General features: G+C 72.1%; 1 protein-coding gene. It reads right to left on the bottom strand.

Features of this window, described 5'->3' with window-relative positions; translation table 11 throughout:
- Positions 1 to 284: 284 nt before the first annotated feature.
- Positions 285 to 17,096, bottom strand: a complete 16,812-nt coding sequence (locus tag OG823_RS31630) for a toxin glutamine deamidase domain-containing protein (protein ID WP_371483621.1) — start codon at positions 17,094 to 17,096, stop codon at positions 285 to 287.
- Positions 17,097 to 17,098 lie beyond the last annotated feature (2 nt).

The following is a 17,098-nucleotide window of genomic DNA, read 5'->3' as shown; positions in this document are numbered from 1 at the left end:
ACTCGTGGGCGATGTGTATAACGTTGTAAAACACCAGCGACCCCGGCACCCCGAAATCACTCGGCACCACCCGGAGCATCGCCCTGCCCGCTGACATCGGCACAGGTCGACCACGTGCACCCGACGTACAGCAGCCGCCCGGATCCGACCGGCCGGTGCCGGAGACGGCTCCGACCCCTCATGACCGTTCCCCGTCACCCGCCGACGGCCCCGCGACTTGGTGGACGGTCGGACCACCGGGGGGCCGCCGCGCCCGAGGGCGCGGTGCGGCGGCCCCAGGCGGCTCAGGCGTTCTTCTCCGGTGCTCCGGTGCGGTCCGCGACGAACCTGGTGAGCCCGGCAGAGCGGGCGTCGGCCTCGGCCCGGGCCTGCGGGTCGCGCTGCTTCCCCTCCTCCGGACCGAGCTGACGGATCATCAGTTCACGGCTGCGGTCGGACCGGGCGGTGACCCGGTAGTCCCAGTCCTGGCCCGTGCCGGGCGTGCCGGCCAGCCGGACGGTGACCTCGCTCGGGCGGGTGCCCGGCTTGAGGTAGGTGGCCTGCTCGATCTTCTGGATCTGCTCCACCGCCGGGCTGCCGTCCAGGTCGAACACCCGGCGCAGCGGCAGTTCGGGGCCTTCGCCGACCACGGTGAGGTGCAGCTGCCCAGGTGTGGGAGCCCCGCCCTGGAGCAGCGGGCGGGTGGCGTCCGCGACCGTCGCCATGGCGGCGGTGACCAGCTCGCTGGCGGGACCGTTGTCGGTCCACGTGCCGCGGTGGATCTCGTACGGCTCGTGGGCGGGCCAGCCGTCCTGCGCTCCGGCCACCAGGTCGTCCAGCGTGATCGGCCCCGCGGCGCTCTTCCGCGCCACGTAGTCGATCACCTGGCGCACCTCCTCCGCCTTCAGCTGGGTCCCGTCGGGTGCGTGGAGCAGGTCCCCGAGCAGGGTGGAGGTGCCGGCCGTGGTGCCGCCGGCCAGCTCGACCAGCCGATGGGTCGCCTTGATGCGGGCGGCGCCGGCGTCGGTGCCGGAGGTGAACTCCCCGTTGGCGAACGCCTGCCCGAGTCGCGCGGTGCCCATCAGCTGCTCGTACTGGGCGGGAGTACGGGCGGGTGCGGGGGCGGACGGGACGGGACCGGTCGGCGGCTTGCCGTCGTCCGGTGTCAGTACCCGCTCGACCTCGGCGAGCCGCCACGAGCCTTCGGTGAGGCGCGCCTCACCGCCCTTCTGCTTCGGGGTGAAGGCCAGGTAGTGGTCGCCCGGCACGTCCTTCGCCGTGGTCTCCGAGGCGGGGATGTCCACGGTGAAGGGAACGATGCCCTTCTCCGTGACCCGTTCCTTGTTCCCGTTGAAGAACGTCACGTCGACCTCGGCGTAACCGGTGTAACGCGCCATGTCGTCGGAGTACTTGGCGTTGGAGATCACCTGGCCCGAGTCGCCGTGGCCGCCGCCTTCGCGCCAGAACCGGGCCGCCCCGCCGATGAGCGATGGGCTGTTGGAGGTCGGGTCACCGGTGATCTTGGCGCCGACCTGGCCCTGGGCGCCCGCGTTGTTCGCCGCGAGGTCGTACCGAACGCCGCCGGAGGAGAGCGTGTTGGCCGGCGCCACATCGGCCGTGTCGCTCGACCGGCTCTCGAGGGAGACGACCTTCACGCCGATCTCCACCCCCTTCCCGCCACCGAACAGCACCTTCTCGGACGGGACCGTCGCCGCCACCTCCGCACCCTGACTCGCACTGCCGAACAGCGCCGAGAGGTGGCTGTGCGTGGTGATCTTCCCGACCTGGGGTTCCATCTTCTGCCAGGTCGACGCGCCGAAGTACTGCGGTCCGCGCAGCCGCACCAGGTCCCGGACGCCGCCGACGTCGCCGAGCCAGCGCAGGATGTCGGTGTCGCGCAGGCCGGTCTCCCAGACCCGCTCCGGCGGGACCCGGACGGTCTCCGGCGCGGACGGCTGGAGCGAGACGGTCTGCGGCTGCTTGTCGACGGTGGTCGCGTCCGTCGCGTCCGTCGCGGGCCGCTGCTGATCGCCGGTGGTCGAGTCCGTCGCGGGCCGCTGCTGATCGACAGTGGTCGAGTCCGTCGCGGGCCGCTGCTGGTCGACGGCCGGCGCGTCGGTCGCGTCCGTTTCGGGCCGCCCACTGGTGGTGGCGTCGGCGGCGGGCTTCGGCGTGGCCGGCACGGTCTCGCCGGCCTCGACGATGGTCTCGTAGCCGATCACCGCGGTGCGCCGCTGGTAGACCTGGGTGCCGCCCCACGGCTTCCGGGTGATCGTGAACTGGAGCTCCGCCTCGCCCCTGTAGGCGCTGCCGTCCGTCTTGGTCTTGGTGGCGGCACCGGCCGAGGTGCTCCGGGTCTGGGTGTCCACCTGGTTGTGGCCGTGTCCTCCGGTGCCGATCACGCCGCCCGTCACCGAGACGGCCGGCGCGTGCGGCAGCGGGACGGAGGCGACCGCCCCGAGCACGCCCTGGTGGGTGGTGCCGGTGCCCTTGGTGGTGGCGAAGTTCCGCTGCACGTCGGTGCCGGCGTTGAACTCGGTGGTGCCCGAGTCGCCCAGGTGCTCCAGCTTGTCGCGGAGGACGGCACGGACCCGGACGGTGGTCCGCCCGTGCCGCACCACGATCTCGTCGCCGGCCGTCATGGCCTTGAGCCTGGACTGGAGTTTGTCAGGGGTGAGTTCCGCTTCCAGCTCGCGGCGGATGTCCGCCCAGTCGCTGCCGAACGGGTTGCTCTCCAGCCCGGACTTCCCCTTCCGCCCGAAGCTCGGCAGACGCAGGCCGCCGGGCTTCCAGCCCGACTCCACCTGGGACAGGATCGACTCGCCGAGGGGCCGACTGGGGCTCGGCTTCGTCCGGGCGGATCCGTTCGCCGCGCCGTCCACCGCACCGTTCGCCGGGGTCGGTGACACGGTCGGCGCCGGGTCGGGCAAGATGTGGACGTCGGTGACGACCGCCGACGAGTCCAGGCGTTTGTGGTCCACGAAGCTCTTCGGCTGCTTCGTCGTGACCCGCGGGGCCCGACCCCCCACCGGCTCGGCGTCGCGCTCCGGAACGGCCACCCGCGCCACCGTGTCCACCTGCCGGGTGACGGTCCCGTGGGGCAGGCCCAGCTGCGTGAACTTGACCTCGACGTCGTAGGACGCGTTGACGTCGAAGAACACGGCCTTCTCGACGTGCTTGCCACGGTTCGAGACCGAACCGATCGTCTCCGTCGTCTGGCCGTAGGTGCGCTCCACCCGGTACCCGTAGCCGGTCGGGATGCTGACGAACGGCGCCTTGATGTTGGCCCGGCCGCCGCCGGCCATCCGGTCGCGGCCGTCGTGCAGGTTGCCCTGGCCACTCGACACCCGGGTACCGGACTCGAACTCGTACTTGTCCGCCTGGGAGTGGTAGGTGGCGTCCCCCAGCCGGGCCCGGACGGTGATCTCGGCCGACCAGGTCTTGCCGGAGACGGTCTGGGTGATCTTCCCGCCGCGGGTGAGCTGGGAGAGCTGGGTCTTGAGCGCGACCCGGTCGAAGCTCGCGTTGATCCGCTGCTGCACCTCGTCCGACGGCCCGTCGTGCTTCGAGCGCACCGCCTCCTCCACCGCCGAACGCACCTTGTCGGCACCGCTCAGGCTGTGCACCACGTAGGACGCGTTCAGCTCCTGCTGCTCGCGCATCCGGCTCGGCGCGTTGTGAGTCGCGGCCGGCTTCGGCGCGGCGCTGGTGGTCGCGTCCGGCTTCGGCGCGGTGCTGGTGGTGGCGTCCGGCTTCGGCGCGGTGCTGGTGGTGGCGTCCGGCTTCGGCACGGTGCCGTCCGCCGTATTCGGCTTCGGCACGGCGCTGGTGGTCGCGTCCGGCTTCGGCACGGCGCCGTCCGCCGTGTCCGCCGCGGGCCGCTTGAAGTCGATCACGCCGTCCTCGGTGCGGGGCGCCTGGACCTTGACGGTGTCCCGCGCGTCCATGCCCACCTCGGCGCGGACCGGCACCGACGCGGCGGGCCGACCGCCGATCGCCTCACCGGGCCGGCCGATGTGGATGTCCATGACCAGTTCGGTGCCGTAAATGACCTGCGGCGCGCTGTACTTGCCGCTGGCGTACACCCGGTCGGCCTGCCGGCCCTGCCCACCGGAGCGCCGGCGCTGCTCGGCGGACGCGTTGGCGGTCAGGTCCAGGCCCGGCGCGCCCTTGACCGGTGTGCCGCCGACGTAGCCCTGCTCGATGGTCGTGCGCGCCCCCAGCCGACGGTCCAGGCTGAACGAGCTGGTCTCGTTCACCGTGTTGAGTTCGGCCTTCTCGTCCTCCCGGCGGTAGGTCATCGTCTCGACCCTGGCGACGGCGGTGACGACCAGCGACTCCTTGCCCGGGATCTTGATCTCCAGGGGCTCACCGCGGGTCATCCCGGTCAGCCGGGCGGACAGGTTCGGCTGGCTGAACCCGCGCATGACCTGGTCGCGGACGGCGTCCCAGTCATCGCCGAACTTCGCCCGCCCAGCGGTGTCCACTGCCGCGCGCAGCGCCTTCGTGCTCTCCAGGTCGCGGACGACGACGGTCTCGCCCAGGCCGCCCGTGTCGTCGCCGCTGTGCCAGACGCTGGCAGGCGGGCTGACGACCTCGCGCAGCTGCGGCTCGGTTGAGCCCTCCGCCTTCGGGGCGGTCCCCTCGAGCTCGGGTGCGGTCCCGCCCTTCGGCTCCGTCCCGGCCGGATCGACCTTCGCCGGCTCGGGCGCCGTGTCCGCGCGGTCGACCAGCAGCCGGACGTCCGCCGCGCCCGCATCGCTCGCCACGGGCCTGCCGTTGAACGACAGGTCGAAGTGGACAGCGCCGTCGTAGACGACGCCCGGCACCTTCGACTTGCTGGTCAGCTGTGAGGTCCGGGCCTCGCCGACGATCGAGACGGTGTCGCGGCCGAGCCGCCCGGCGACGCCCGGAGGGGTGACCAGGGCGGCGGACGGCTTGACCGCGGACGAGAACCCGAGCTGGCCCGCGTGGCCGCTGTTCGAGGACGCGCTGCGCACCTGCTGCATGCTGGTGCCGATGTTGAACTCGGACTCCTTGGTGGTGCCGACCTGCTTCAACTCCCCGACCCGAGCCGTGATTTCGACCGTACCGAGCGAATTGCCACGCCGGTCGGTCAGCGTGACGGAGACCGGCTCGCCCGCCGTCATGCTCTTCAGGTCGCGCTGGAGACGGGCGAAGTCGACCTCGGCGAGGACCTTGTCGCGCATCGCGGGCCAGTCGTTGCCGAACTCCTCCTTGGCCGCGGCCTCGGCCTTTTCGAGCAGCGCCTCCACCGGCGGACGGTCGTGCGACGCACCGCGCGGCGAAAGGTCGAGCACGACCTCCTGGCCGCCCACACGGCCGTCCTGCAGCCGCCGCGGAGGAACCCGCTGCTCGCCGCCGGTCGTGATCTCCGGGCGCTGCGGGACCGCGACCGCCAGGCCGAGGTCCACCGTCTCGGTGCGCCCGGCGGACTCGTTGCTCACCGGAGTGCCGTGGTGGCTCAGGTCGTTGAAGTCGAGTTCCAGTCGCATCGTCGACCGGAACAGGTCGGCTTCCTGATTGGTCTTCGACCGCGCCACCGTGCCTCCGAGGTCCATGTTGACCTCGGCCTGACCACGGTCGTGGTAGTAGGCCACGAGTTCCTGCGGCTCACCGATGCCGCGCGCCTGCCTGGTCTGGGCCCCGATGTTGAACTGCCACGCCGAGTCCCGGTTGGTGCCGATCGCCACGGTGCGGTCGGCACCGTCCTCGAACTCGATCTTCTTCTGGCCCATGTACGTCGACTCGGCCACCCGACCGCGCAGCTTGACGCTGCCGCTCCAGCCGTTGCCCTCGAACGGGGCCGTCCACGCCTCGCCCCGCGAGAGCGCGCTGAGCATGGGACGCAGCGTCGCCGGACCGAAATTCGCGTCCGCGAACGCCCGGACCGCCGCCCGGTCGCCCGGCACGGCCCGCGCCAGCATGTCGATGACCTTCTCCCGAACGTCCGTCTCGTGCCCGGTCAGCCCGACCACCAGGTCGGTGCCCGCGATCGGCTTCGGCTTGACGACGGTGCCCCGGACCAGCGGCTTCGACTCGCTCTCGGGGGTCTTGAGCGGCGGCTGCTCGCTCTCCGGAGCCTTCACCTCCGGCTCGGCGGCGGGCGGGGTGTGGCCGGTCTCCGGGGTGCCCGGTTGCGGCTCGCTGCCGTCGTAGTGGTTCCCGCGGTGGTACACCGTCACCGGCGTCCCGCCAGGAGGCCCGAAGACCGCCTGGGTGATGCCGTCGTGGTCGACGACCCGCAGGCGCAGGTCCAGCGCGTGGGCGGCTGCCGCCGGCAGCATCTCCCCCTCGTCCGACCCCCATCGGTTCGCCCAGTCCCCGACGGTGTCACGCAGATCCTGCTGCTCACGGGGCGAGGGATCCGGCGAGTTGACGGCGAGATGGTCGGAGATGATCCCCCGCAACTGGTCGTCGGGCATCCCGACGAACGCGGGCCGGTTCTCCTCCGGAAGGAACTCCAGGAGCTTGCTCTCACCCAGGTTCGGCCGACTAAGCAGGTAGTTCCGGTAGTTGGACAAGACCTCGGTCGGCCAGTCCTCCGGACGCAGGTTGCCGAAGTGCTGCCCGACGGCGTTCTGCAGACCCTCCGGGTGGCGCTCGGCCAGACCGGGATAGCTGCGTTCGAGCGAGTGGATCAGGCAGAGACCGTCGCCCTTCACCGGGACCCGCGCGCCGACCGGCGGGAACTCCGTCACGGGCGCGTGCTCGGAGTGCTGCGTGAGAGGCGTTTCGAGCCCCTCCTCCTTGACGCCTTCCTGGCCCGTCTTGGCACCTGGTTCCGTGATCGTGGTGGTGGTGTGCGACTCGGACGTGACCGTGGTCGTGTGCGACTCGGGGGCGACCGTGGTCGTGTGCGACTCGGACGTGACCGTGCTCGTGTGCGACTCGGGGGCGACCGTGGTCGTGTGCGACTCGGACGTGACCGTGCTCGTGTGCGACTCGGCGGCACGGGACGAGTTGCCGCGCATCGACGGGTTGATGCTGCCGTCGGACCGGCGCGGGGCCGAGGTGCGCGTACCGAGCCCGGACGGGTCCGAGGCCGACCGGGGGCGGACCGATCCCCCGCCCCCGTGCGTACCGGCCGGTGGAACGACGGTGGAGGAGCTGTCGGCCGGACGGGGCGTCACCGGGACGGTCCCGCCGTTGTCCGGTGCGTCCTCCGACCGGCTGTCGCGGGCCGAGGTCTGATCGGCGGGCTTCGGGGAGTTCTGCTGCGGCGAGTCGCCCTTCGGCGCGCCGCCCTGGTCGCCGTCAAGCACCTGGGTCCGGGCCTGGGTCGCGGTGGTGTCCGTGATCTCCGGCTCGTGTCGCGCGGGAACCGGGTTCCCGCGCGGGTCGCTGTCGGACTCCGAGTGATCGGACACCGACATCTGCTCGACCGCGTCGTGCCACTCGGTGGATGACTCGTCGTCGGATCGATCGGACATCCGCTCGACCGCGTCGTGCCACTCGGTGGATGACTCGTCGTCAGATCGAACCGAGGCCGTGTCCGAGTCCGGGTCGGCGCGGTGCGAGGTGCCGAAGGTGTCGATGTCCATCGGGTCGGATGGGTGGTCCGACTCGCCGAAGGTGCTGAACCGCTCCATGAACTGCGGGTCGTGCGGCCCGGAGATGTTGTTCTCGTGCGGGTCGGCGACGGAGGCCCAGACCGTCCAGTCGGAGCGGTAGTTGTCGGGCATCGCCCCGCCGTTGGCGGTGGTCACCTTGCGGTCGGTCAGGTCGGCCCAGCGCAGCGTGCCGTCCCGGTCGTGGACCAGGGCGACCGCGTGGCCGTGACCGCTGCCGGACGCTCCGATGCCGAGCACGGTGGCGAAGGCGCCGGGCCCGCCGGCCCGCACCCGTTCCATCAACTTCTGGACCGCGTCCGTCCCCTGGCCGAACAGGGCGGGACCGTCGTGACGCTTCCACAGCGTGTTGCCGGGGATCGGTTCGACGGTTCCGTGCTCGGTCCGACCGGACACCCGGGGACGCCCGAAGTGGGTGTCCCGGTAGGCCTCGACGTTCTCCAGGCAGGCGTTCAGGTCGTTGCCGGGCCGGAAGTCCGCAGCTGGCTTCGTCGGTGCCTGGTGCGGATTGACCTTCTGCAGCAGCGAGTTGCTCATCGGCGGGTGCATCCTGGGTGCACCGCCGAGGTAGTCGACCAGTTCGCCGGTCAACGGGTGCTGCGGGTCGATCTGTTGGTAGCCCCGGTCCGCCATCACCGCGTGGCTGTTCTCGTACGCGGGGGTCCGCCGCCGCTTGGCGTCCGGCTCCTCGCCGGGCTCCTCGTCCTCCTCCCGACCGCGCTTGCGGCCGTGGTGGGCGGCGTCCGCCATCACCGTGTCGCCGTCCGCGTCCCGCTCCTGCGGAACGGCCTCGGCGGTTTCGACGGACCCGTCCGCCATCACCGTGTCGCCGTCCCCGTCCCGCTCCTGCGGAACGGCCTCGGCGGTTTCGACGGACCTATCCGCCATCACCGTGTCGCCGTCCACGTCCCGCTCCTGGGGAACGGCCTCGGCAGCCTGGGCCGGCCCGTGGGCCTCCGTCGGACCGGGCTGCTGGTGTGCGGGCACGCCGGTGCCGTGGGCGGTGGCCGGCGGGGGCGGTGACGGCAGCGAGCCGAAGCCCCGGGTGCCGGCGCCGTGGCTGACCGGCGGGGGCGGCGGAGGCAGGACCACGTCGGCCTGGCGGCGTTTGGTCGGCGGCGCGTCCGTCATCAGGGTGTCTTCGTCCGGATCCAGCGGCCGCTTCGCCGGCCGGACGGTCTGCTGGGACGCCATCGGGACGTCGGTGTTCTGGGTCGCCATCGGCGTCTCGTGGTCCGGCGAGGCCATCAGGACGTCGGTGTCCGGGGTCTGCGGCCGGGGCGTCACGGGGGGCGGGGTGGTCCCGATCTCGTGACCCTCGGTGCCCGGCTGGGCGTCCCGGACCGGGTGGTGCATGCCCTCGATGCCCACCGCGGGGTTCGCGGACTGGTGGGGCTGGTGGGTGAGGTCGCCGGAGGAGGAGACCGGCGTCCGGCCGCCCGCGTGGGTCAGCATGCCGTGCTCGTCCGCGATGTTGACGGCGCTGGGGCTGGGCTTCTTGCCGGGCTGGTGGAGCTCCACCATGTCGGCCTCGGTCTTGGGCGCCATCAGGTCGCGCAGCTCGCGCGGGGCCAGACCGGTGTCCTCCAGCGTGCGCAGCCCGCGCAGCAGGTCGAGGGTGTGCGGCGAGTACAGCGCCTCGGGCGGCAGGTCGCCCTTGGCGACGGCGGTCAGTACGTCCTGGTCCCGGATCACGTGCGGATCGAGGAAGTTCTGGATCCACTTGTTGGTCAGCTCGTCGCCGAACCGCAGGTTGGAGGCGCTGTTGGAGAGGCCGGCGGTGATGTCCTCGATCAGCTTGGGCACGTCCTCCACCTTGGCGTGCAGGGCCTGGTCGAAGAGCCCTGCGGGGTGGTTCTCCCCGGCGCCGGCCCGCGGGTAGGCACCGCCGTACTGCCGGCCCACCGTCCCGATGTGCTTTTCCGCACCGGTCAGGTGCTTGGCGGCGGCGTTGGCCTTCGCGGCCGCGCTGCCGCCGGGCTTGAGGGTCTCCCCCGCCTCGTCCAGGCGGCGCTGCACCTCGTCCTTGCGCAGTTGCTCCCGCTCCTTCGGCAACGTGTCGGCGAGCGCCCTCAGTTGCTCGGGTTGGACGCTGTTGGGGTCGTTGCGCAGATCGTGCGCCAGGCCCTTCAGATCCTGGCGGTCACTGCCCAGACGGTCGTGGGCGCCCGCCAGGTCGTCGAGGCGGTCGGCGAGCCGCTCGTGCGCCGGGGACCTGCCCGGTCCGCCGGGCGGCTCGGCGGCGGCCTGCCGCGCCGCCGCCACGGTGTCGTCGAGGTGACGCGGGCCGGTGACGCCGTGCACCACGGCGAGGTCCTCGACCGCCTGCTCACGGACCTTGGTGTGCACGTCCCCCAGCGCCGCCTTCATCTCCGCCAGGTGCTGCGGAGACGGGTCGTCGGAGAACTTCGCCACGGTGTCCGCGTACCGGTCGAACTCCGCCTTGGCCGGCCCGTCCAGCCCGGACCTGCCCAACTGGTTCTGCAGTTCCTGCTTGGCCGCACCGGCACTCGCCGGGTCGTCCGTCTTCGCGGGGCTGAACGCCGGCGCCAACTCCTCGTTGCCGTACGCCTTCCCCAGGTCGACGTCGGCGGCGGTGTAGCCGAGGTCGCGTACGGTCAGCGCCGCGTGCTCCAGACCGTTCCTGCCGAGCGCCCTGGCGGTCCCCTTCCCGGCCGTGTCGAAGACCCGGTGCTGGTCGGGTGCCAGGGTGTCGGCGAAGTCGGCGAACGTGTTCGACGCCTCCGCCCGGTGCTGCTCGTCGCCGAACGACCGGGCCTTGAACACGGCGGCCGTCACGTACTTGTGCACCATGTAGTCGGCCACGACGTGGTTCCGGTTCACCACCGCGTCGCTGAGGCTGACCTTGCCGTTCGTGTCCACCCGGCGGACGGTCTTCTCGGCGTGCGGGTCGGTCGACATCACGCCGTGGTCCGAGTAGCCGAACGCGGCCCGGTAGGCGCCGTCCGTCGCCTCGTGGCCGGAGCCCTTCTTCGGCTTGGGCGGAGTCGGCGCGTAGGTGCCCGCCAGGGCGTCCTTGCGCGCCGTGAGATCCGCCATGAGCTCCTGCTCGCGACGCTCGAGGTCCTTGACGCGGCTCTCGTAGACGTTCCGGGAGGTCTTGGCCGCCGCCTCCGCGGAGCTCTCCTTCGGGGCGCCGGAGGCGATCCGCTTGTTCTTCTCGTCCTGGTACTTGACCTCGGCGTCGTCGAAGCGCTGGTCGGCGCGCTGCCGCAGGTCGGCGGTGGCCGTGCGCTGCTCCTCGATCCGCGCGATCGCGTCCGTGGTGACGCTGGGCTCCGCCTGCCGACGGGCGTCCTCCAGAGCCTTGAACTGCGGCGTGCCGGGCTTGGGTTCGCCCTTGAGCCGGGCGAGCTCGTGGTCGTAGACGGCCATCCGGTCCCGCTGGCCGTCCAGGGCCGCCTTCGCGGTCTCCAGATTGTGCTTCTCGGCGGCCAGTTCGGCCTGCCGGTTCGGCGTCTCCCTGGCGATCTCGTCGAGCCGGTGGTTCACGACGTCGAGCGACTCGGGGACGTTGCGACGCAGCAGGTCCACGTGCAGTTGCTTCTGCGTCCGGTACGAGTCCATGATCGCCGCGGTGTCGCCGTCGACCAGCGGGGACCGCTCGTACTTCTTGAGAGTGTCCTTGACCTTGTCGAACTCCCTGGTGTCCGGGAGGAAGTCCTTGATCGCATCGAGGGTCTTCGCGCCGTCGATCTTGTGCGAGTACCCGTCGTCCACCGCGGCCTTGGGGGCCGGCGGCTTCGGCGGCGGGGCGGGCAGGTGAGACGAACCGCCCTGCTGCCCGTGGTTCCGGCCGGGCTGCTGGGGGGTCGGCGGCGGCGGGGTGGACGGCGGCTGGTGGCTCGGCGCATGGTTGCCGTTGCCCTCGACGCCGTCCATGAACTCCCGGAAGCCGTCGTACATCTGGGTGTCGGCGGTGGTGGCGTGCACCGGGTTGGCCGGCCCCTCGTGCACCAGACTCGGGTCCTTGCCGTACAGCTTCTCCAGGAGCGGAAGCATGGCCGGTTCGTTCTGCCGCACCCAGTCCGCACCGTTGTTGCGCGGCTGGCCGGTGTACGGGTCGGTGCCGTGGTTGGTACCCAGGTAGGCATTGGTCACCTGGGCGAAGTACTCCTGCTCGTCCCGCGAGGAGTAGTTGTCCACCGGCTTTCCGCTGCCGTCGTGGCGCGGGCCGTCGGGCCAGGCCGCCTTCGGATCGCCCAGCTTCTGGTTGAAGGTGTCGGTGATCAGCTTCTGGTCGTTCGTCTCCAGCCCGTACTTGTGCACGGTGTGGGTGAACTCGTGGGTGGTGGTGGAGTACCCGTCCTCGTAGTGCCCGCCCTGTCCGATCGAGGTGTGCTCGCCGAGCAGGTTCTCCTCGGTGACCGCCGAGTGCCGACCGCCCGAACCACGCATGTCGTCGTACCCGCGACCGGCGCCCGCCGACGAGTTGTTGTGCACCCCGCGCAGGTTGTTCAACTCCGGGACGTCCGGCATCCGTACGTCCTTCGGGACCACCACGACGTCCGCGCCGTTCTTCAGCAGCCGCGCCGCCGTCTCCGGGTCCTGGAGCATCCGGGCGATCTGCTGCTTCGCCTCCTGCCGTGCCGTCGCCGCGCGCTCCGCCCGCGGGTCCACGTGCACCAGCAGGTCCGCCGCGGTCTTCGCGAACTCCTTCGGCGGCAGGCCGTTCTTCAACGCATCCACCGTCTGGGGATCCCGCGCCAGCCAACGCCGGTTCTCCGGTGTCATGTTGGCCAGTTCCTGGGCACGCGCCTGTGGGGACATCGTCGGCAGGTCCTGGCGGAGCCGGTCCGAGTTCACCGGCGGCGTCGCCACCGACCTTTGCTCGCGCCCGAGCTGGTCGACCGCATCGCGCACGGGCGACTTGCCGGACAGCGCCTGCAGTTCGGCGTCGCGCTCCTGCTTCTGCCGGTCGAGGAACTGGTCGTGCGCGCCGGTCGAAGGCGTGTGCTGGGTGGTGCCGGGCGGCGTGTGCTGGGTGGACGGCGTGTGTTGCGTGGGCGGCGTGTGCTGGCCGGTGCCGGGCGGCGTGTGCTGCGTGGACGGGGGCGTGTGCTGCGTCGGCGGGGCCGGTGGTGCCGGTGGTGCCGGCGGAGGCGGCGGAGGCGGCGGGGTCCGGTCACCGAGGCTTCGGGTCCCGTTCCCCTGGCTGCCGCCGACGACGTGCTGGGTGGGCGGCGCGGGCGGGGCCGGCGGGATCCCGCCGCCCTGGTGCTGGGTCGCGTTCGCCGGGTCCTGGCCGGTCGATTCGGGGGCGAGGTAGCCGAGGCGGACGTCTCCGGGGTCGGTGTTCACAGACGCGTCGTGCGGCGCTCCCGACGAGTTCGGCCGGCCGACGTCGGTGAGCCGCACGGCGGGGGCGCCCAGCATCTCGGCCACGCCCGGGATCCGGTGCTCAGAGCTGCTGGCGTGCTCGTGCACGTGCGACTTTCCGGTGACCAGCACATACTTGCCGGACCCGCCGGACTCCGAAATGGCGTGGTTCATGTACGAGTTCAGCAGACGGGCGCGCTCCTCCAGCGCCTGGCGGCCGCCCTCGGTCGGCCGCCGCGCCGGGTAGCCGTCGACCGCGTGGACAGTCACGCCCTCCGCCTTCGCCTTCACGACCGTGTCGTAGAGACCGGCTCCGGCCGGGGAGTTCTGACTGCGGTCGTAGGCGCGGAGCATCTTCTCCAGGTTCGGCGACATGGTGCCGTCGGGCCGCTGGAAGGCGTCCAGGTGCTGCTGGAAGGCATCGTCGCGGAGCGACTCGACGAAGATCTTGTCGACGCCCGCGGCCTTCAGGTCGTGCATGTTCTCGTTGAGGAAGCTCCAGCTCGGCGACTGGTTGTGTGCCTCGCCCAGGACGATCCCGCCGAAGCCGGGCCGACCGTCGTGGCCGCCCAGCAGGCGGTTCACGCCGTCCATCGCCGACGTCGAGCCGTCGAGGTGTTCGGTCACCCGCTGCTCGCCGACCGGGTGCCAGGACTGCTGGGAGTCCTGCCGGGCCAGGCGCTCCAGGACGTTCCGGCGGATCTCCTGCTGCTGGAAGTGCTCCTGCGTACGGAAGTCCAGGCTGCCGGCCGCCTCCAGCACATGGTTGCCCTGGAAGGCCATCGCGTCCGGCCCGAGCTCGTTCCGCAGGTGCGGGGTCACCGCGTTGGCGGGGATCGGATGCAGGGCCTTGAGGGTCAGCGGGTCGAGGTGCGACTTGAAGGACTGCGAGTACGGGCTGACCTTGACGTCCGGCCTGCCGTCCGGCAGCAGGCTTCCCGAGTCGTGCCGGCCCCACGAGCTGTGCGGCAGCGCGTTCGCGGCCGTGCCCAGCTCGTCGGTCAGCCGGAAGTTGAACTTGTTGGTGTTCTTGTACCGTTGCAGCGCCGCCGGGTCCGTCGCGGGCGGGTGGATCAGCGCCGGACCGTCCGGATGCTGGTGCAACTGCGCCAGCTCGTCCTCCGTGGGCCGCTCCTCGAGCGGCCTGACGCGGGTGTTCTGCGGCGGCGGGGGCGGCGGCAGGTGCTCGTCACCGGTCCGCCCACTGCGGGACGTGGACGGCGGGGCCGCGTGCGGGTCGCCGACGGTACGGGTGCTCACGGGGTCGGCCGTGCCGTGCTGGGACGTGCCCGCCGACGGGGGCGGGGGCGGGGGCAGGTGGCTGTCGGACGAGCGACCGGCACCCGGGCGGAGGGTTCCCCCGCCGAGCTGCGGGGTCGGCTCCGCCGGGCGCTGGCTCGTCGGCCTGGGCTCACCGGAGGTCGACGGCGTGCGAGTGCCGCCGCCCGAAGCGTGGCTCGCCCCGCCGCCGCCCGCCACCGGACCGGGCACGAAGCCACCGGCCATCGGCGGCGCCCCGGCCGGCTGCTGCACGGTGGACGTCGCGGCGTCGGGCCCGACTTGATTCGGCACCGTCTCGGGCGCCGGCCGGGACGGCGCCTGGCCGCCCGCGATCCGGGTACCGCCGTCGAGGTGCGTGTTGCCCTCGGCCCCGGCCAGGTGCGCGGCACCGCCGAACGCCCCGGACAGGTTGGGCACCGCTCCTGTACCGCTCCGCTGCGGCGCACCGTCGGACGACTCCGAAGCGTTCCCCCGAGCCGGCGAACCACCGTGCCCACCGGCCGAGTGGGTTGCCACCGGCTCCTCGTGCACGGGCGCACCCGTCCGCGACCCGCCGGTCTCGGCAGGCTGCTCCTGTCGCGGCGCAGTCTCGTGCGACGCCGTCGGCTCGGGGCCACGCCGCTGAGCCGGGGGGTCGTGCGCGGGCTGCTCCTGACGTGGCGTCGACTCCTGCCCACGCTGCGCCACCGGCTCGTGCGAACCAGGCTCCTGACGCGGCACGGATTCGTGTGCGGGCTGGTCGTGCCGGGGCCCGGGCTGCTCGACAACCTCGTGATCACCACGCTGCGCCACCGGCTCGTGCTGCGGCTGCTCCTGACGCGGCACGGTCTCGTGAAGTGCCGGAACAGAGTCCGGACGAGCCGACGTCGGCTCGGGGCCACGCTGCTGAGCCGACGGCTCATGGACAGCCTGCTCCTGACGCGCGACAGTCTCATGCGCTGCCGGTGCCGGCGCCGCGTCGGATCGGACCGACTGCTCGTGACCCGACTGCTCGTGACCCGACACCGACGACTCCGGACGAGCAGACGTCGGCTCGGGACCACGCTGCTGAGCCGACGGCTCATGGACAGCCTGCTCCTGACGCGCGACAGTCTCATGCGCTGCCGGAACCGACGCCGCGTCGGTTCGAACCGACTGGTCGTGACCCGACACCGACGACTCCGGACGAGCCGACGTCGGCTCGGGGCCACGCTGCTGAGCCGACGGCTCATGGACAGCCTGCTCCTGACGCGCGACGGTCTCATGCGCTGCCGGAGCCGACGCCGCGTCGGATCGGACCGACTGCTCGTGACCCGACACCGACGACTCCGGACGAGCCGACGTCGGCTCGGGACCACGCTGCTGAGCCGACGGCTCATGGACAGCCTGCTCCTGACGCGCGACGGTCTCATGCGCTGCCGGAGCCGACGCCGCGTCGGTTCGAACCGACTGCTCGTGACCCGACTGCTCGTGACCCGACACCGACGACTCCGGACGAGCCGACGACTCGTGTACGGCCGTCGGTTCGTCGCCACCCGAGCGAGGGGCCGGGGCGTCGAACGAGCGCGCGGAACCGCCCGAACCGGCGCTCCCCGCCTCGTGGGTGGCCGGGTCGGGGTGGCTGCCGCCGCCCGTCGACCCGACCGACTGCGGAGCCTCGCTCGCCCGTGCCGAGCCGAACGGGGTCAGCCCGTTCACCCGCGACTCACCCGAACCCGAACCCGAGCCCGCGCCCGCGCCCGACCCCGAACCGCCGACCGTCTCCGTCCCGCCGTTCGAGCCGCCGTTCGAGTTCAGGCTGGAGCCCACGCCGGCACCGCCGTCGGATCCGGAGGCCGCGCCGATGCCGGAACCGCCCCCGGCGTCACCCGACCGCGTGGTGGTACCGCCGCCACCTGAGTCGCCGGTCGGACCGTGGTAACCGCCCTCTCCCGAGGATGTGCTGGGCTTCGTGAAGGTCGGTGAGCCCTCCCCACCCCCGTGGGCGGCGGGGCTCGGAATGTCGAGGTGCGGAGCCTCGGCGGGCTTGGGGGCGTTGGCGTGACCCTTCACCGCGGAGGCGCCCGCGTGCAGGCCGGCGCCCGCGCCGCCGGAGAGGCCGGAGCCGAGCAGCGACTCGCCGTCGACCTTGCCGGTGGTGATGAGCTGGGTGGAGACGTCCGCGCCGACGCCGACGGCGGCGCCGGTGGCCATCTTGCCGACGGTGGAGTTGAGCGCCTTCTCCGCACCGAGCTTCGCGCCGGCGCCGCCGATGCCCTTGCCGATCAGGTGACCGGAGGCGCCGCCGATCGCGCCGCCGAGCGCGTTCTGGCCGAGCTCCTTCATGTCGATGCTCTTGCGGTGGCCCTCGGCGAGTTCGATGCCCTGGGCGAGGAAGTTGATCGCGGCCATCTGGGCGGCCTGCTTGGCCGCCATCGTGATCATCTCCTTGAGCAGGGTCTTCAGGAGCGCGGAGATCACGGCCCGGCTCCCCGCGATCATCACGGGGACCTCGAGCAGCGAGGCACCCGCGGTGAACGGGGCCTCGGCCTCGGCAGTGGCGAGTTCGAAGGCGAGGATGCCGAGCTGGGCGATGATCTGGATCTTCGCGGTCTCGGCGGAGTTGGCTGTCTGTTCGAGCATGTCGCCCATGCCGTTGAGCGCGTTGATCGCGCCGGGCAGGTAGCCGGGGTCGTCCTGGGTACCCTTGCCAGTGGCGAACTTGGCCCAGTACGTGTTCAACGACTCTGCGGCGAGGCCCTGCTGGCCCTCCAGTGCGCGCTTGATCGCGGCGTCGGAGCTCTGCGTGGCGTCCTTGAGCCCCTCGGCGGCCTTGCGGCAGTGGTCGGCCATGTCGCGGAGCTGGTCCTCGTCCGCCTCCGGCCAGCGGCAGCCTGCGAGCATCAGGAGCACCCACTGGAGGGGCTCGGGGAGTTCGACAGCCATCT

The organism is Kitasatospora sp. NBC_00315, from assembly GCF_041435095.1.
In the GTDB taxonomy this organism is placed as follows: Bacteria; Actinomycetota; Actinomycetes; order Streptomycetales; family Streptomycetaceae; genus Kitasatospora.
This window is presented reverse-complemented; position numbering and strand designations above follow the sequence as displayed.